Below are 16,210 nucleotides of genomic sequence, written 5' to 3' on the forward strand. Positions count from 1 at the left end.
ACCTTTCGATGGAGACCGGTTTCTCTGCGGGCGACGCTAAGGACGCGCACCGCGTTCGAGCAGGTCCCCTTCCCGCTGACCGGCACATTCGCGCATCGATGCTCTCCCGGTGATCGGGAGAGCCGCCCCACGACCACCGGCGCCGGGCCTACCGTCGAGCGCAATTCGAGGTGGTACCAGGAGGAAACAGTGGTGGACTGGAACGACGAGGTGGATGTGCTGGTCGCGGGGTCGGGTGGTGGCCTGGCCGGCGCGTACACCGCCGCCCGCGAGGGACTCAGCGTCGCGGTGGTCGAGGCGACCGACAAGTTCGGCGGGACGACGGCGTATTCGGGCGGTGGCGGGGTGTGGTTCCCCTGCAACCCCGTGCTGGAGCGCGCGGGCACCGACGACACCCTCGACGACGCAGTGACCTATTACCGCGCGGTGGTCGGTGACCGCACCCCCGACGAACTACAGCAGACCTACGTGCGGCGAGGTCGCGATCTCATCGAATACCTCGAAGCCGACGACCATTTCGCGTTCATGGTGCTGCCGTGGCCGGACTACTTCGGGAAGGCGCCCAAGGCCCGGCTCGACGGCCAGCGCCACATCATGCCGACACCGCTGCCTGCCGCGGAGATGGGCCCGCTGCGCGAATCGTTGCGCGGAACGCTGGACACCGAACGGCTCGGCGCTCCCCCGCAGGACCTGCTGATCGGCGGTCAGGCGCTGATCGGGCGGATGCTGCGCGCGATCTCGAGCTACCCGCACGCACAGCTGCACCTGGATTCGCCGCTGGTGGAACTGGTGGTCGAGGAGGGTGTGGTGACCGGCGCGATCGTCGAACGCGACGGCGGCCGCGTCGCGATCCGCGCGCGACGCGGCGTGATCCTGGCGGCAGGCGGTTTCGAGCAGAACGCCGAGCTGCGCAAGCACTACGGTGTGCCCGGCGAGGCGCGAGACACCATGGGGCCCTGGGGAAATCAGGGCAGGGCGCATCAGGCGGGCATCGCGGCGGGCGCCGACACCGATCTGATGGATCAGGCGTGGTGGTCGCCCGGACTGACCCATCCGGACGGCCGCTCGGCGTTCGCCCTGTGGTTCACCGGCGGCATCTTCGTCGATCAGGACGGCAAGCGGTTCGTCAACGAATCGGCCCCCTACGACCGGCTCGGCCGCGAGGTGATCCGCCAGATGAACGACCGCGGGCTCACCCTGCCGTTCTGGATGATCTACGACGACAAGGAGGGCGAGGTGCCGCCGATCAAGGCCACCAATGTCTCCATGGTCGAGACCGAGAAGTACGTCGAGGCCGATCTGTGGCACACCGCCGACACCCTCGCCGAGCTGGCCGCGAAGATCGGCGTGCCCGCGGCCAACCTGGAGGCCACCGTGGAGCGGTTCAACGCGAGCGTCGCCACCGGTGTCGACCCCGATTTCGGGCGCGGCGACGAGGCCTATGATCGGGCCTTCTCCAACGGCGAACCGCCGCTGGTGACCATCGACAAAGGGCCGTACCACGCGGCGGCGTTCGGCATCTCCGATCTGGGCACCAAGGGCGGGCTGCGCACCGACAGCGCGGCACGGGTCCTCGGCCGCGACGGCGAGCCGATCCCCGGCCTCTACGCCGCGGGCAACACCATGGCTGCCGTGAGCGGCGAGGTCTACCCCGGCGGCGGTAATCCGATCGGCGCGTCCATGCTGTTCAGCCACCTCGCCGTCCGCCACATCCTCGGCGAATGATCCACCCCCGGTCTTTCCCGCTGGACGGGAGAGACCGGGGCATCCGAGCCACCGGATGTGGTTCGGTTCACAGACACATCCCTTTCGACATTTCAGGAGCGACACGATGGCTTCAGCGGACGACATTCGCGCAACGGTGCGCAAATATGTGGAGGCCGTCGGCAGCGGTACGGCCGCCGACGTCGTCGCCCTCTACCGCGAGGACGCGACGGTCGAGGACCCGGTCGGCACCGAACCGCATGTCGGGCACGCGGCGATCACGAAGTTCTACGAGAACATCGAGCCGCTGGAGCGTTCGACCGAACTGTTCTCCGTCCGCGTCGCCGGTCACAGCGCCGCGTTCAGCTTCCGGGTGGTCACCAAGTTCGGTGAGCAGACCTTCACCCTCGATCCGATCGATGTCATGACCTTCGACGAGGACGCCCGCATCGTGAGCATGCGCGCGTTCTGGTCCCAGGACGACATGGTCGTCGGCTGAGCGAGGCGAAGATGACTGAGACAGAACAACACTGGGATCACGAGGTCGGCTTCCTCGTCGTCGGCAGCGGCGCGGGCGGGCTCACCGCCGCGCTGGCCGCCGCCGATCGCGGCCTGGACACCCTGGTCATCGAGAAGGCCGCCGTCTACGGCGGCAGCACCGCGCTCTCTGGCGGCGGCATCTGGGTGCCCAACAACCCGGCGCTGCTGCGCGAGGGCCTCGGCGACTCCCGCGCCGACGTGCGCGCCTACCTCGACGCCGTGGTCGGCGATCGGGTGCCGTCGGCCAACCTCGACGCGTTCATCGACGAGGGCCCGCGCATGCTGGCCTTCCTCGAGACCAGCCCGCACCTGCGTTTCCAGTGGTGCGCCGGCTATTCCGACTATCACCCCGAAGCACCGGGCGGACGGCCCGCGGGCCGCTCCATCGAGCCGCTGCCGGTCGATCTCAAACAGCTCGGCGCCGATGAGGACCTGCTGCGTCCGGCCGCGCTCGCGACACCGCCGGGGCTGTTCATCACCTCCAAGGACTTCGTCCAGCTCAATATGGTGACGCGCACCTGGAAGGCACGCTGGACCGCGCTGCTGACCGGCCTGCGGGCGATCAAGGCGATCGTGTTGCGCAGACACATGGACACGCTCGGCCGGGCCCTGATCGCCCGGCTGCGCCTGGCCGTGCGCGATGCGGGAGTGCCGCTGTGGCTCGACACCCCGTTGCGCTCGCTGATCACCGACGACACGGGCGCGGTGCTCGGCGTGCTCGCCGAGCGCGAGGGCCGCGAGATCCGGATCAGGGCGCGTGACGGTGTGCTGCTGGCCACCGGCGGGTTCGAGTACAACCAGGCCATGCGCAAGGACCACCTGCCCGAGGGCGGGCGCGACAACTTCAGCGCGGCGTCGGCGGACAACACCGGCGACGGCATCATCGCGGGCGAAAAGGTCGGCGCGGCAGTCGATCTCATGGACGACGCGTGGTGGATGCCGTCGTTTCAGCGACCGGACGGCATCAACCAGGTGCTGGTGTCGGAGCGCTCGATCCCGCGCTCGATCATCGTCGACAGCACGGGCAAGCGGTTCACCAACGAGGCATCGCCGTATGTGACGTTCGTGCACGCCCAGCTGAAGGGCGGCCACGATCCGGCCTGGCTGGTCTTCGACGCGAAAGCCAAGAGCCGCTACCCGATCGGCGGCATCGTGCCCGGCCAGAAGTTCCCGGCCTCGTGGTCGGGGGCAGGCCTGATCCAGTCCGCGCCCGATATCGAGGGACTCGCCGCCGCGATCGGCGTGCCCGCCGATGCGTTGCGCGACACCGTCGGACGTTTCAACGGTTTCGCCCGCGACGGGCACGACGCGGACTTCGGCCGCGGTGTCAGCGCCTACGACAACTACTACGGTGATCCGACGCTGGCCACGCCCGCACTCGATGTGCTGGACAAGGGCCCGTTCTACGCGCTGCGGGTGCGGATCGGCGACCTCGGTACCAAGGGCGGCCTGGTCTACAACGCCGACGCCCAGGTGCTGCGCGCCGACGGGTCCCCCATCCCCGGCCTCTACGCCGTGGGCAACACCTCCGCCGCGGTGATGGGCAACGACTACGCCGGTGCGGGCGCGACGATCGGCCCGGCCATGGTGTTCGGCTACATCGGCGCCCGCCATGCCGCCGGCGAGCGATGAGGGGGGCGGCCATGCAACCCGTCGAATGCGCTTCCTGCGGAAACAAGGTGCTGGCAGAGAAGTTCAGTCCGAGCCACACCAGTATCCAGTGGCTCGACGACGCCGAGTCCGCGTGCCCCGAGTTCGCTCGGCGCGCGGCCCTCGGTGAGCACAGCAGCTGGATCCCCACCTGCCCCGCCCTGCGCGACTCCATCGAGGACGCCGTCCGCGTCGGCGCGCTGGCGACCGATCAGCTCCGCCACGAACCGGTTCCCGGCCGACTCGGCTGACACCCAAGACCAGGAGAGAACCCCATGAACAGACTCGACAACCACCGGACGCTGGTCACCGGCGCCGCCTCGGGCATCGGCGCGGCCACCGCGCTCCGGCTGCTCGACGAGGGCGCCACGGTGGTCGCCGCCGACGTGTCGGCCGACGGCCTCGCCGCGACCAGCGCACAGGCCGCCGAACGCGGCACCGCCGACCGGCTCACCACCCTCACCCTCGACATCGGCGACGAACAGTCGGTGATCGCGGGCGTCCGGTCCTCGATCGACACCCTCGGCGGCCTGGACTCGCTGGTGAACGCGGCGGGCATCCTGCGGGCCTCGCACACCGAGCAGACCTCCCTCGACCTGTGGGACCTCATCATCCGGGTGAACCTCACCGGCACGTTCCTGGTGGTGCGCGAGGCGCTGCCCGCGCTGCTGGCCAACCCACGCGCCACCGTGGTGAACTTCAGCTCGACGTCGGCGGCCTTCGCGCACCCGTACATGGCGGCCTACGCGGCGAGCAAGGGCGGCATCCAGTCCTTCACCCACGCCATCGCCCTCGAGTACGGCGGCAAGGGCCTGCGCGCGGTCTGTGTCGCGCCCGGCAGCATCAAGTCCGGAATCACCGACGCCACACCGGGATACGTGCCCGCCGACGCCGACTGGGCCCTGTTCGGCAAGCTGTCGCCCGTCCTGCCGACCGACCGTGAATCCGGCGGCGCGGGCATGGGTGACCCCACCGCGGTGGCGGGTGTGATCGCGATGCTCGTCTCCGAGGACGGCGCCTTCATCACCGGCACCGAGATCCGCATCGACGGCGGTACCCACGCATGACCGACCTGAGCTACGAGGGCACGCTGCGCGAGATCACCACCGACGCGGGTGTGTTGCGCTACCACGAGGCCGGCGAGGGACCGCCGCTGCTACTGCTGCACGGATCAGGTCCCGGCGTGACCGGGTGGCGCAACTTCCGCGGCAATCTCGCGGTCTTCGCACAACGATTCCGTTGCCTCGTCCTGGAATTCCCCGGTTTCGGGGTGAGCGACGATTTCGGCGGGCACCCGATGGTCACCGCGCTCGACGCGGTGGTCCGTTTCGTCGACGCGCTCGGCCTGGACAGCGTCGACATCATCGGCAACTCGATGGGTGGCGGCGTGGCCCTCAACTACGCCATCGCCCACCCGGAGCGGGTCGGCAAGCTGGTGACGATCGGCGGCATCGGCCGCAACCTGTTCAGCCCCGGCCCCGGCGAGGGCATCAAGCTGCTGCAGGAGTTCACCGAGGAACCCACCCGCGAGCGGTTGATCCAGTGGCTGCATTCGATGGTGTACGACCCGGCGATGGTCACCGAGGAGCTGATCGAGGAGCGCTGGGCCCAGGCCACCGATCCCGCGACGCTGGACAGCGCTCGCCGGATGTACAGCAAGGCCGCGTTCGCGATGATGGTGCGGGCGATGGAGGCCTCCGACACACCGCCGCCGTGGGCCATGCTGCACAAGGTGGCCGCACCCACGCTGATCACCTGGGGCCGCGACGACCGGGTGAGCCCCCTCGATATGGCACTGATCCCGATGCGTACCATCCCGCGCGCCGAACTGCACGTGTTCCCCCACTGTGGGCACTGGGCGATGATCGAACGCAAGGACGAATTCGAGTCGGCCGTACTGGCTTTCCTCACCCGCAAGGACACCGCACACTGAACCAGCACAATGCGCGGGCCGCCATGAGGCAGCCCGCGCATTGCAGTTTTCGCAGCTGACCCATGCTGGCAGGATGAACTGCTATGCGCTTCACCGTGCCGACCATCGTGTCGATGATGGCGGCAGTCCTGCTCACCGGATGTTCGCTCTTTCCGCAAGGGCCCGATCAGGCCGAGCGTAACCGCTGGTCGCGGGTGATCGAGACGGCCATCGAGGCCCTTCCCGGAGTGGCCGACGCGTCACATGCGTTCCAGTACCACCCATACGGCCCCAACTCCTACTACACATCCCGACTCGTCGTGCGGCTCGAGGACAGCGCCACACCCGCCGAGACCGCGTCTGTCGTGCGCGCCATGGGTGCTCAGCAACTGCCGCCGCACTATCAAGACGACTCGACCATGTTCAAGATCCACCGGATGACGGACTCCTTTTCCGGGGACTGGCGGTTCGGGCAGGACATGGAAGTGGAAGCGAACGCGGCATACACCTGGACTCGGGTGTCAGCGGCCGATACCGGTGCGGAGATTCACTGGGCCACTCCCGGCTTCACCGCCACCGAAGACGCCCCCAAATTGACCGAATCCATCAGTGTCCGAGCGGGCTCCGAGGCCGAACCCCAGCGTGCCACCGCGGCGATGCGCCGAATCATCCAGGACTTCCCCGAACTGGCACCCAACAACTGGACAGTGTCCCCCGTTCATGGGGAAGGCATGTCCGAGCAGTACTCGCGACTGGCACCCAGTCTGACCCACTCGGACCGCCGCCCCCGTTTCCCCTCCGACGGCGAACTCGAATTGTGGGAGTGGTTCCTGACCGATCAACCCACTCCGTTCCTCGCCGAGGTGTCGGTGCTCGACCCGCCCGACGCCGCGGGCCGCACCCTGGACATCACGGTATTCCCGCCCGTCGGAGAGAAATTGAGCACCGCGCAAGCGACGCAACTCGCCGACCGGCACCTTCGTTACCTGGCCCGGCCTGGTGCTGTCGCCGACTACACGATCGTGACGCGCGACGGCCCCAGGGTCGCTGTCCTTGTCGGCGGCTGCCCCGTATCCGAGCGCGAGGTCGCACCGGAGTGGGAGCACTTCGCGCGTCAGTACGAACGTTGCTAGCGCACTAGCGCTGGGTGCTGCCCGCGTCGATGGGCAACGTCACCGCGGTGATGTAGCGGCCCTCGTCCGAGGCGAGGAACAGGGCGGCATTGGCGATGTCGACCGGGTCGACCCACGGGATGGGCAGCATGTTCATCGTCACGGCCGCCTCCGCGAATTCCTCGCGGGTGGGGTTCTCCCGGTCGGGCCGGAACACCTTGCGCACCATGTCGTTCTGGATCATCGGGGTGTCGACATTGGTCGGATGCACCGAGTTCACCCGGACATGGTGCGGGGCCAGCTCTTTCGCGAGCGAGCGCATCAGCCCCACCACCCCGTGTTTGGCGGCGGTGTAGTGCGCCACGCCCACCAAGCCGCGTAGTCCGGCGATCGAGCTGGTCAGGATCATCGCGCCGCCGCCGCGCGCGATCAGGTGCGGGGTGGCGGCCTTGCACGTCTGCCACACCCCGGTCAGATTGACGTCGATCATCGTCTGCCACTGCTGTTCGGTCAGTTCCAGTGCGCCGCCGCTGGAACTGATTCCGGCGGTGGCGCACACGATGTCGAGGCCGCCCAGCTGCTCGACGGCGGCATCGACCGCGGCCCGCAGCGCCGCGCCGTCGCGGACGTCGACGGCCGCGGCGACGATCCGCGCGCCGGTCGCCTCGACCGAGCGCACGGTCTCGGCGAGGTCGTCGTGGGTCGCTCCCGGCGACACCACGGTCTCGACCGGCCCGCAGATGTCGACGGCGACGATGTCGGCGCCTTCCTCGGCCAGCCGGATCGCCTGTGCGCGGCCGATACCGCGCGCCGCGCCGGTGATCAGCGCGATCTTGCCCGAAACCCGTCCCATGTCACACCTTCTGAGTAAGTCCGGCATCCACCACGAGCTGGATTCCCGTCACGTAACGGGACTCGTCGGATGCGAGGAAGAGCACGGCATTGCTGATGTCGACCGGGTCCACCCACGGAACGGGCAGAATCGTGCGCCGGGCCAGCGCCTCCGCCGCGTCCTGCTGCGTCGGATTCGTCAGGTCGGGGCGCAGTTTCGCGTACACCGCGTCGTTGAGGATCATCGGCGTGGCGACCGAGCCGGGATGCACCGTGTTCACCCGGATCCCGCGCGGGCCGAGTTCGTTGGCCAAGGTGCGGGCGAGGCCCACCACGGCGTGCTTGCTCGCCGAGTAGTGCGCGGCGGCGGCCGCGCCGACGATGCCGTTGGTGGAGCTCACGATCACGACCGAGCCGCCGTCGGACAGGGCGGGAACGGCCGCGCGCACCGTGTGCCACATGCCGGTGAGGTTGATGTCGATGGTGCGCTGCCAGGCCTGATCCGACAGTTCCCAGGACAGACCGAGGTCGGTGTAGATGCCGGCGTTGGCCACGATCACGTCGAGGCGGCCCAGTGCGGCGACGCCGTCGGCGACCGCCACGTCCAGGGCTGCCTGATCGCGTACGTCGGCGATGCCGGTGACGCACTGGCGACCCGTTGCCTCGACTTCGCGTGCGGTCTCGGCCAGCTCGGGCGCGGCGGCCTCGATGTCGAGGGCGATGATCTCGGCGCCTTCCTCGGCCAGCCGACGGCAATGGGCGCGGCCCATTCCCCCGGCCGCGCCGGTCACCAGCGCGACGGTGTGCTGCATGCGGTTCATCGGGTGCCCCCGGAGAATCTGGTGTCCACGAGCCCGACGCTAGGGTCGCCGCCCACCGTATCCGCCCTGGTCTTCCCGGTCAGCGGGCAGTGCGCCGCGATCTCCCGGCCACCGGGAGCCACGGGCTCCGCCACGTAGGCGAGCCTGCGACGGTTGCTCGGCAAGACCGGTTCCGAGATCGAGGAGAACACCAGTGACGAGGGCGACTGTCGACGTTCCGCGGAGCTCGCGGGTGGTGACGCTGCGCGTATCCGCGGTGATCGAGGAGACCGCGGACGCGCGAACGCTGGTGTTCGAGGTGCCCGAGGCGGTCGCCGACCGCTTTGCCTTCCGTCCGGGCCAGTTCCTCACACTGCGGATCCCGAGTGAGCGGCCCGAACCGGTGGCACGCTGCTATTCGCTGGCGAGTTCGCCGTTCACGGGCGATCCGCCGCAGGTCACGGTCAAGCGCACACCCGGGGGCTACGGCTCGAACTGGTTGTGCGACAACATCGCTGTCGGCGACACCCTCGATGTGCTGCCGCCGCAGGGCGCCTTCACCCCGGCCTCGCTCGACACCGATCTGCTGTTGTGGGCAGCGGGCAGCGGCATCACACCGGTGATGTCGATCCTGCGTTCGGCCCTGGCCCGCGGCACGGGCAAGGTGGTGTTGTTCTACGCCAATCGCGAGCAGGAATCGGTGATCTTCGCCGACGCCCTGCGCGATCTCGTCGCGCGGTACCCGGGCCGGATCACTGTGGCGCACTGGCTCGAATCGCTGCAGGGCCTGCCGACCGCGGCCCAGCTGGCCGACTTCGCCGCGCCGTATTCTTCCTTCGCGGCGTTCGTGTGCGGGCCCGGCCCGTTCATGTCGGCGGTGACCGAGGCGCTCTCGGGCGCCGGGTGGCCGCGCGAACGCGTCACCACCGAGGTGTTCGTCTCGCTGTCCGGTGATCCGTTCGCCGAACCCGAGCCGCTCGACCCCGTCGACGACACGGATGCCGCACGCGTGGAGGTGGAGCTCGACGGGACGGTGCACGCGCTGAGCTGGCCGCGCTCGCGCACCCTCGTCGACGTCATGCTCGCCGACGGGCTCGATGTCCCCTACTCCTGCCGCGAGGGCGAGTGCGGATCGTGCGCGTGCACCGTCGTCGACGGCGAGGTCACCATGGCCGACTCGGCGATCCTCGATCAGGACGACATCGACGCCGGGTACACCCTGGCCTGCCAGGCCCGCCCGCGCACCGACCGGGTCCGTATCCGCTTCTGAGCGAGAGGTGTTCTGTGGCAACCGATACCGCGCGGCCCGATGTCGGCTTCGGCTCGGACCGTGGGCCGGTGCTCGCGTCGCTGATGCTCGCCACCGGACTCGTCGCGCTCGATTCGACGATCCTGGCGACCGCGGTGCTGTCGATCACCGACAGTCTCGGCGACTTCACGCTGTTCCCGTGGCTGTTCACGAGCTATCTGCTCGCCCAGGCCGTCACCGTGCCGATCTACGGCGCGCTCGCCGACACCTTCGGGCGCAAGCCGGTGATGCTGTTCGGCATCGTGGTGTTCGCGCTGGGCTCGCTGCTGTGCGGGCTGGCGAGCAGCATGCTCGCCCTGATCGTGTTCCGCGCCGTCCAGGGCATCGGCGCCGGCGCCATCCAGCCCACCACCATGGTCATCGCGGGTGATCTGTACACGTTGGCCGAACGTGCCACGGTCCAGGGCTATCTGGCCGGGGTGTGGGCGGTGGCATCGGTGACGGGCCCGCTGCTCGGTGGTATCTGCGCCGACTATCTCGGGTGGCGGTGGATCTTCCTGGTCAACCTGCCGCTGGCCGCGCTCGCCGCCTGGATGCTGATCCGCAACTTCCACGAGTCCGTACCGCGGCGCCGGCGCAGCATCGACTACGCCGGGGCGGTGCTGTTGACGCTCGGTGCGGGGTCACTGGTGCTCGGACTGCTCGAGGGCGGTCACGCGTGGACGTGGGGATCGCCGGTCGGTATCGCGGTCTTCGGGTGTGCCGGACTGTCGCTCACGCTGTTCGTCGTCGTCGAAGCGCTTGCCACGCAACCGATTCTGCCGCTGTGGGTGTTCACCCGGCGGGTGGTGATCGCCGGCAGTGTCGCGGCAATGCTGGGCGGGGCGCTGCTGTTCGGGTTCACGACGTATGTGCCGATGTTCAATCAGGGCGTGCTCGGGTCGAGCGCCTTGGTCGCGGGCCTCGTCACCGGAGCGCTCACCCTCGGCTGGCCGTTGGCCGCGGCCAGAGCTGGAAAGGTGTATCTGCGCTTCGGGTTTCGCACGTGCGCGGTGCTGGGCAGTACCGTCGCGGCAATCGGCGCGGTGACGACCCTGCTGCTCGACGAGGATTCGGCGCTGTGGCAGGTCGCCGTGTCGTGTTTCGTGGTGGGCGCGGGCATGGGCTTGGTGGCCACACCCACGCTCATCGCGGCGCAGACGAGCGCGCGCTGGGCCGAACGCGGGGTCGTCACCTCCGCCACCATGTTCGCGCGATCGCTGGGCAGCGCGGTGGGAGTCGCGGTCTTCGGTGCGATCGTCAACGCACGCCTCGCCGGGGTCGGTGCACCGACCCCGCAATCACTCTCCGCCGCAATACATCTCGTGTTCGTGTCCATCGCTGTCATGACCGTTGTGCTGGTGGCCGCGTGCGCGGCGATCCCGCGCCGGGCCGGGGAATTTCCTGTCCATCCAGCGGGAGAGCCCGGCCCGGTGAGCCGTCTGGACCACGAGCATGGGGTGGCATCACCAGACGAGAAGAGGGAGCCAGGATGCTGACAACCGGCATGCGCACCGAGCTCGCCGCCGAACTGGCGCGGGCGGAGCTGGATCGGGTGGCCGTGTCCCCCGTCGTCGACCGGTATCCGGGCATCGATGTGGTGGACGCGTACGAGGTCCAGCTGCTCAATATCCGGCGCAGGCTGGACGACGGCGGGAAGGTCGTCGGGCACAAGGTGGGGCTGTCGTCGAAGGCGATGCAGCAGATGATGGGCGTCGACGAGCCCGATTACGGTCACCTGCTCGCCGACATGGAGGTCTTCGAGGACGTCCCCGTCGACAGCACCAAGTTCCTGCTGCCCCGGGTGGAGGTCGAGGTCGGGTTCGTTCTCGGCGCCGATCTGCCCGGCGAGGACTGCACCGAAGCAGACGTGCTGGCCGCGACCGTCGCCTACGCGCCGTCGATCGAGCTGATCGACTCGCGGATCACCGACTGGAAGATCGGACTCGCCGACACCATCTCCGACAATGCTTCGTCGGCCGGGTTCGTCCTCGGCAAGGAACGCGTCGCCCCGGGCGATATCGATATCACCGCGATCGACGCCGTGCTCACCCGCAACGGTGAGATCGTCGCCGAAGGGCGCAGCGACGCGGTCCTCGGGGATCCGGCGATCGCGGTCGCCTGGCTGGCCCGCAAGGTCGCGACCTTCGGGGTCCGGCTGAAAGCGGGCGACATCGTGCTGCCCGGTTCCTGTACCCGCGCCATCGACGCCCGACCCGGCGACGATTTCCGCGCCGACTTCACCGGACTCGGCTCCGTCCGCTTGTCGTTCACCTGAGCCGATCCCACCCGCGGCCTGTCCGGGCCGCCATTCCTCGAGGAGGCCAACCGTGTCCCACGGTTCCGTCACCGCCGCGATCGTAGGATCCGGCAACATCAGCACCGACCTGCTCTACAAACTGCTGCGCTCGGAGTCCATCGAGCCCCGCTGGATGATCGGCATCGACCCCGACAGCGAGGGGCTCAAACGCGCTCGCGGGCTCGGCCTGGAAACCTCCGCCGAGGGCGTGGACTGGTTGCTGGCCCAGGACGAGAAGCCGGACATGGTCTTCGAGGCGACCTCGGCCTACGTCCACCGCGCCGCCGCGCCCCGCTACGCCGAACTCGGCATTCGCGCCGTCGACCTCACCCCCGCCGCGGTGGGTCCGGCCGTGGTGCCACCGGTGAACCTGGCCTCGCTGCTGGAAGCACCGAACGTCAACATGATCACCTGCGGTGGCCAGGCGACGATCCCGATCGTCGCGGCCGTCTCTCGCGTCGTGCCGGTGCCCTACGCCGAGATCGTCGCCTCCGTGTCGTCGGTCTCCGCCGGACCCGGCACCCGCGCCAACATCGACGAGTTCACCAAGACCACCAGCCGTGGCGTCGAAACGATCGGCGGCGCCCAGCGCGGCAAGGCGATCATCATCTTGAACCCCGCCGAACCGCCGATGATCATGCGCGACACCATCTTCTGCGCCATCCCCGACGACGCCGACCACGACGCGATCACCGCCTCCATCCACCAGATGGTCGCCGACATCCAGCAATACGTGCCCGGCTACCGCCTGCTCAACGAACCCCAGTTCGACGAACCCTCCGTCGTTTCCGGTGGACTGGCGAAGGTTTCGGTATTCGTCGAGGTCGAAGGCGCCGGCGATTTCCTGCCCCCGTACGCGGGCAACCTCGACATCATGACCGCCGCCGCGACCGAGGTCGGCGAGGTCATCGCCGGTCAGATCCTCTCGGCCCGGGTGTAAGGAGCTTGTGAAACCATGGTCTATTCAGCAGAACTCGACATCCGGATCACCGACACCTCCCTGCGTGACGGCTCCCACCACAAACGCCACCAATTCACCGCCACCGAAGTCCGCGACATCGTCGCCGCCCTCGACGGCGCCGGCGTCCCCGTCATCGAAGTCACCCACGGCGACGGCCTGGGTGGTTCCTCGTTCAACTACGGATTCTCCAAAACCCCCGAACAACAACTCATCACCATCGCCGCCGAAACAGCCAACAACGCCAAGATCGCGTTCCTGATGCTGCCCGGCGTCGGCGTCAAAGAAGACATCAAGATCTCCCAGGACAACGGCGCCTCGATCTGCCGCATCGCCACCCACTGCACCGAAGCCGACGTCTCCATCCAGCACTTCGGCTACGCCCGCGACCTCGGCCTGGAAACCGTCGGCTTCCTCATGATGTCGCACACCCAACCCCCCGAAGCCCTCGCCGAACAGGCTCGGATCATGGCCGACGCCGGCTGCCAGTGCGTCTACATCGTCGACTCCGCCGGCGCGCTGGTCCTCGAACAAGTCTCCGACCGCGTCGCCGCCGTCGTCGCCGAACTCGGCACCGACGCCCAGGTCGGGTTCCACGGCCACGAAAACCTCGGCCTCGCCGTGGCCAACTCCGTCTACGCGGTGCGCGCCGGAGCCACCCAGATCGACGGCTCCACGCGCCGCTTCGGCGCCGGCGCGGGCAACACCCCCGTCGAAGCCTTCGTCGGCGTCTCCGACAAACTCGGCATCACAACCGGTGTCGACTTCTTCGCCATCGCCGATGCCGCCGAAGACGTCGTCCGCCCCGCCATGCCCCAAGAATGCCTGCTCGACCGGCAGTCACTGATGATGGGCTACGCGGGCGTCTACTCCAGCTTCCTCAAGCACGCCGAACGCCAAGCCGAACGCTACGGCGTCTCCGCCGCCGAAATGCTCGTCCGCGCGGGCAAACGCAAACTCGTCGGCGGCCAGGAAGACCAACTCATCGACATCGCCCTGGAACTCCAGCGCGAAGCCGCCGTCACGGTCTGAAGCACCCGAGTCGGTCACCATCGCCCCGCGTGGATCGCACGTGGGGCGATGGTGACTTTCCACGAAGAACACGGTGCGGATATGGTCTCGTCGGCGAAATCCACTGTCCGAATGGACATTTCGAGTGGGTCGGCTATCGTCTGTCGCACGCCGTTCGGGACCGGTCGACGTGCGACCACCGCACGCCGGGTCCCGATGAAGTGGGGGATCATGGCCCAGCGGAGTCATCGCAAGCAGACCGGTCAGCTGATCACGCCTGACGGCGCGCCCGGCGACGGCGTGGACCAGGTGCACGTCAGCGGTGCGATCTCCCTGCCCGTCCCCCCGGATGCGCTGTGGGACCTGCTGTCGGAACCGGACAGTATCGCCGCGTGGATGTCCGAACTCCACGCCTGGAGCGGCCCGGGACCGGATCGAGTCGGTGCCGATCTCGAACTCGCCGCACAGGTCCAGATGTTCGACATGCGCCACGACGTGCGGCTGGTCGTCACCGAATACAGCCCGACCCGCAGTTGGACGATGACGTGCGGCGGGGTAACCGGCATCGCGGTCACCTTCGCGGTCGAACTCGATCACTCGCGCGACCTCTCGCGCGCCACTCTTCGCACCGGCCTGCACGGCCGGGTGCTACGAGACGCCGACGCGGTCGTGCTTCGCGACGCCCTCCAACGCGGGCTCGACGCGAACCTCCGGAACCTGGCCGACATCGCCGACGCCGACGGAATCACTGTCCGGCCCCCGGTCGCCGTCGTGCACCACCCGGGATGAGGCGCCGGGTTCACCGGCATTTCAAGCGACGCGCGCGTGTTCCTCGACCGCCGCGGGCTCCTGCACCGGCTGCGCCGGCCGACGTCCGGTGACGAGGAACAAGACAACCAGCCCGACCGCCAGCCACACATACGTGTCGCCGATGATGTGCTGATCCCACGTCCATGAGGTCTCACGGTGTTCGCCGTCGGGCAGGAAACTGTGCGGCGCGATCACGAAGACCGCGGCGACGACGACGGTCGTGGCGTACCAGCCGCGAGCGCTGCTGAGCGGCAGGGTGCGGGCGTGGCAGACCATCGCCAGCAACGCGGGCGCGATCCAGACCCAGTGGTGCGACCACGAGATCGGCGACAGCAGCAGCGTGAAGACCGCGTTGAGCGACAGCGCGATCGCGGGGGCGTCGGCGGCCTTGCGCATCGCGGCGACGACCAGGACCAGCAGCAGGGCGCCCAGCACGAGCCACAGCGCGTCGAACGGCAGGCCGGTGATGTGCAGGCGGGCCATGACCGCCTGGATCGACTGATTGGTGTGGAAGGCCGAGCCGCTCAGGCCCGAGACGTTGCCGAGGCCGCCGAACCAGTAGCGGGTGGATTCGGTGGGCAGGAACGCGAAGGACGCGATGGTGGCGATCGCACCGGTGCCCGCGGCGGTCGCGGCGGCCTTGTAGTCCTTGCGGACCAGGAAGTAGAGAACGAACGCGGCGGGCGTGAGTTTGATGGCGGCAGCCAGGCCGATCAGCATGCCGCGCGGGTAGCGGGTCTTCGGCAGCAGGCAGTCGGTGGCGACCAGCACCATCAGCAACAGATTGACCTGACCGAAGTCGATGGTCGAGCGAACCGGTTCCAGCAGCATCGCCAGCGGAACCGCGCAGGCGGTGACGAGCAGGGCGACCTGCTTGCGGTCCGGGTGGTAGCGGCGGGCGACCAGATACAGCGTCCAGGCGACCGCGGCGATCGACACCACGACGTAGAGGATCTTCGCCGTGCCCCACGGCAGCAGCGCGAACGGCGCGAGCGCGATGGCCGCGAACGGCGGGTAGATGAAGGGCAGACCGATGCCGATCGTGGTCTTGGGCAGCTGACCGTACATATCGGCGCCGTCGCGCATCGCCTCGATGCCGAGGCGGTAGACCTGGAGATCGATGAATCCGTCGGAATAGCGTTCGAAGGGCCAGATCGGCGTCCTGACACAGACCACCGACACAATGGTGAGCAACACCGGCACCAGCCACCATGCTCGATTGATCGGGCGCGGGGAACGCTCTTGCTCGGGGTGGGTGGTGTCACTACTCATCCGCGGCGACTATACCGACTCGC

Annotated in this window: 16 protein-coding genes; 13 read left to right on the plus strand and 3 right to left on the minus strand. The window is 68.6% G+C overall.

Annotation, left to right across the window (positions count from 1 at the left end):
- Positions 1-189: 189 nt before the first annotated feature.
- From ACFULV_RS08385 to ACFULV_RS08415, 7 genes are all read left to right on the plus strand, one after another.
- Positions 190-1,725: an FAD-binding protein gene (locus tag ACFULV_RS08385; protein ID WP_378654573.1), complete on the plus strand. Its 1,536-nt coding sequence runs from the start codon at positions 190-192 to the stop codon at positions 1,723-1,725.
- 106 nt (positions 1,726-1,831) lie between these two features.
- Positions 1,832-2,203 carry a nuclear transport factor 2 family protein gene (locus tag ACFULV_RS08390; protein WP_378627711.1) on the plus strand — a complete coding sequence of 124 codons (372 nt, stop codon included), beginning with the start codon at positions 1,832-1,834 and terminating at the stop codon, positions 2,201-2,203.
- Between the two features lie 11 nt (positions 2,204-2,214).
- Complete coding sequence (locus ACFULV_RS08395; protein ID WP_378654575.1) at positions 2,215-3,876, plus strand: FAD-binding protein; 1,662 nt, start codon at positions 2,215-2,217, stop codon at positions 3,874-3,876.
- An 11-nt stretch (positions 3,877-3,887) separates the two neighbouring features.
- On the plus strand, positions 3,888-4,145 hold the full coding sequence (locus ACFULV_RS08400; RefSeq protein ID WP_378627708.1) for a hypothetical protein: 258 nt from the start codon (positions 3,888-3,890) through the stop codon (positions 4,143-4,145).
- A 24-nt stretch (positions 4,146-4,169) separates the two neighbouring features.
- Entirely contained in the window at positions 4,170-4,961 is a 792-nt protein-coding gene (locus ACFULV_RS08405) for an SDR family NAD(P)-dependent oxidoreductase (protein WP_378627705.1), read from the plus strand.
- A complete protein-coding gene (locus ACFULV_RS08410; RefSeq protein ID WP_378654578.1) occupies positions 4,958-5,827 on the plus strand; it encodes an alpha/beta fold hydrolase in 870 nt (289 codons plus the stop codon). Before ACFULV_RS08405 ends, ACFULV_RS08410 begins: the two co-directional genes overlap by 4 nt.
- An 83-nt stretch (positions 5,828-5,910) precedes the next feature.
- Positions 5,911-6,939 (plus strand): hypothetical protein, encoded by a 1,029-nt coding sequence (locus tag ACFULV_RS08415; protein ID WP_378654581.1) that lies wholly within the window; start codon positions 5,911-5,913, stop codon positions 6,937-6,939.
- Between the two features lie 4 nt (positions 6,940-6,943).
- Here the strand turns inward: ACFULV_RS08415 and ACFULV_RS08420 are convergent, their stop codons facing one another.
- Both ACFULV_RS08420 and ACFULV_RS08425 read right to left on the minus strand, forming a co-directional pair.
- On the minus strand, positions 6,944-7,771 hold the full coding sequence (locus tag ACFULV_RS08420) for a mycofactocin-coupled SDR family oxidoreductase (protein ID WP_378654584.1): 828 nt from the start codon (positions 7,769-7,771) through the stop codon (positions 6,944-6,946).
- Between the two features lies 1 nt (position 7,772).
- Positions 7,773-8,570, minus strand: coding sequence for a mycofactocin-coupled SDR family oxidoreductase (locus ACFULV_RS08425; RefSeq protein ID WP_378654587.1), 798 nt, complete (start codon positions 8,568-8,570; stop codon positions 7,773-7,775).
- 193 nt (positions 8,571-8,763) lie between these two features.
- On the opposite strand from ACFULV_RS08425, the gene ACFULV_RS08430 reads away from it, so the two are divergent.
- The 6 genes from ACFULV_RS08430 to ACFULV_RS08455 all read left to right on the plus strand — a co-directional run bounded on the left by ACFULV_RS08430 (position 8,764) and on the right by ACFULV_RS08455 (position 14,894).
- Positions 8,764-9,819: a 2Fe-2S iron-sulfur cluster-binding protein gene (locus tag ACFULV_RS08430; protein ID WP_378654589.1), complete on the plus strand. Its 1,056-nt coding sequence runs from the start codon at positions 8,764-8,766 to the stop codon at positions 9,817-9,819.
- A 14-nt stretch (positions 9,820-9,833) separates the two neighbouring features.
- Positions 9,834-11,336, plus strand: a complete 1,503-nt coding sequence (locus ACFULV_RS08435; RefSeq protein ID WP_378654592.1) for an MDR family MFS transporter — start codon at positions 9,834-9,836, stop codon at positions 11,334-11,336.
- Complete coding sequence (locus ACFULV_RS08440; RefSeq protein ID WP_378627695.1) at positions 11,330-12,115, plus strand: 2-keto-4-pentenoate hydratase; 786 nt, start codon at positions 11,330-11,332, stop codon at positions 12,113-12,115. Before ACFULV_RS08435 ends, ACFULV_RS08440 begins: the two co-directional genes overlap by 7 nt.
- A 52-nt stretch (positions 12,116-12,167) precedes the next feature.
- Positions 12,168-13,076 carry an acetaldehyde dehydrogenase (acetylating) gene (locus ACFULV_RS08445; protein WP_378627693.1) on the plus strand — a complete coding sequence of 303 codons (909 nt, stop codon included), beginning with the start codon at positions 12,168-12,170 and terminating at the stop codon, positions 13,074-13,076.
- Positions 13,077-13,091: 15 nt separating this feature from the next.
- Positions 13,092-14,126 carry a 4-hydroxy-2-oxovalerate aldolase gene (dmpG, locus tag ACFULV_RS08450; protein WP_378654595.1) on the plus strand — a complete coding sequence of 345 codons (1,035 nt, stop codon included), beginning with the start codon at positions 13,092-13,094 and terminating at the stop codon, positions 14,124-14,126.
- 210 nt (positions 14,127-14,336) lie between these two features.
- Entirely contained in the window at positions 14,337-14,894 is a 558-nt protein-coding gene (locus ACFULV_RS08455) for an SRPBCC family protein (protein WP_378654598.1), read from the plus strand.
- Positions 14,895-14,915: 21 nt separating this feature from the next.
- Here ACFULV_RS08455 and ACFULV_RS08460 read toward each other — a convergent pair whose 3' ends face one another.
- Positions 14,916-16,187, minus strand: a complete 1,272-nt coding sequence (locus ACFULV_RS08460; protein ID WP_378627686.1) for a glycosyltransferase 87 family protein — start codon at positions 16,185-16,187, stop codon at positions 14,916-14,918.
- Between the last annotated feature and the right edge of the window lie 23 nt (positions 16,188-16,210).

Origin of the sequence: Nocardia sp. NPDC057272 (assembly GCF_042668615.1) — a bacterium.
Taxonomy (GTDB): domain Bacteria; phylum Actinomycetota; class Actinomycetes; order Mycobacteriales; family Mycobacteriaceae; genus Nocardia.

Bases quoted from the DNA above. Each gene is read 5' to 3' on its own strand.
- ACFULV_RS08400 (WP_378627708.1), top strand. From the start codon at position 3,888: ATGCAACCCGTCGAATGCGCTTCCTGCGGAAACAAGGTGCTGGCAGAG.
- ACFULV_RS08405 (WP_378627705.1), top strand. From the start codon at position 4,170: ATGAACAGACTCGACAACCACCGGACGCTGGTCACCGGCGCCGCCTCG.
- ACFULV_RS08390 (WP_378627711.1), top strand. From the start codon at position 1,832: ATGGCTTCAGCGGACGACATTCGCGCAACGGTGCGCAAATATGTGGAG.
- ACFULV_RS08410 (WP_378654578.1), top strand. From the start codon at position 4,958: ATGACCGACCTGAGCTACGAGGGCACGCTGCGCGAGATCACCACCGAC.
- ACFULV_RS08440 (WP_378627695.1), top strand. From the start codon at position 11,330: ATGCTGACAACCGGCATGCGCACCGAGCTCGCCGCCGAACTGGCGCGG.
- ACFULV_RS08460 (WP_378627686.1), bottom strand. From the start codon at position 16,187: ATGAGTAGTGACACCACCCACCCCGAGCAAGAGCGTTCCCCGCGCCCG.
- ACFULV_RS08420 (WP_378654584.1), bottom strand. From the start codon at position 7,771: ATGGGACGGGTTTCGGGCAAGATCGCGCTGATCACCGGCGCGGCGCGC.
- ACFULV_RS08415 (WP_378654581.1), top strand. From the start codon at position 5,911: ATGCGCTTCACCGTGCCGACCATCGTGTCGATGATGGCGGCAGTCCTG.
- dmpG (WP_378654595.1), top strand. From the start codon at position 13,092: ATGGTCTATTCAGCAGAACTCGACATCCGGATCACCGACACCTCCCTG.
- ACFULV_RS08395 (WP_378654575.1), top strand. From the start codon at position 2,215: ATGACTGAGACAGAACAACACTGGGATCACGAGGTCGGCTTCCTCGTC.
- ACFULV_RS08425 (WP_378654587.1), bottom strand. From the start codon at position 8,570: ATGAACCGCATGCAGCACACCGTCGCGCTGGTGACCGGCGCGGCCGGG.
- ACFULV_RS08455 (WP_378654598.1), top strand. From the start codon at position 14,337: ATGGCCCAGCGGAGTCATCGCAAGCAGACCGGTCAGCTGATCACGCCT.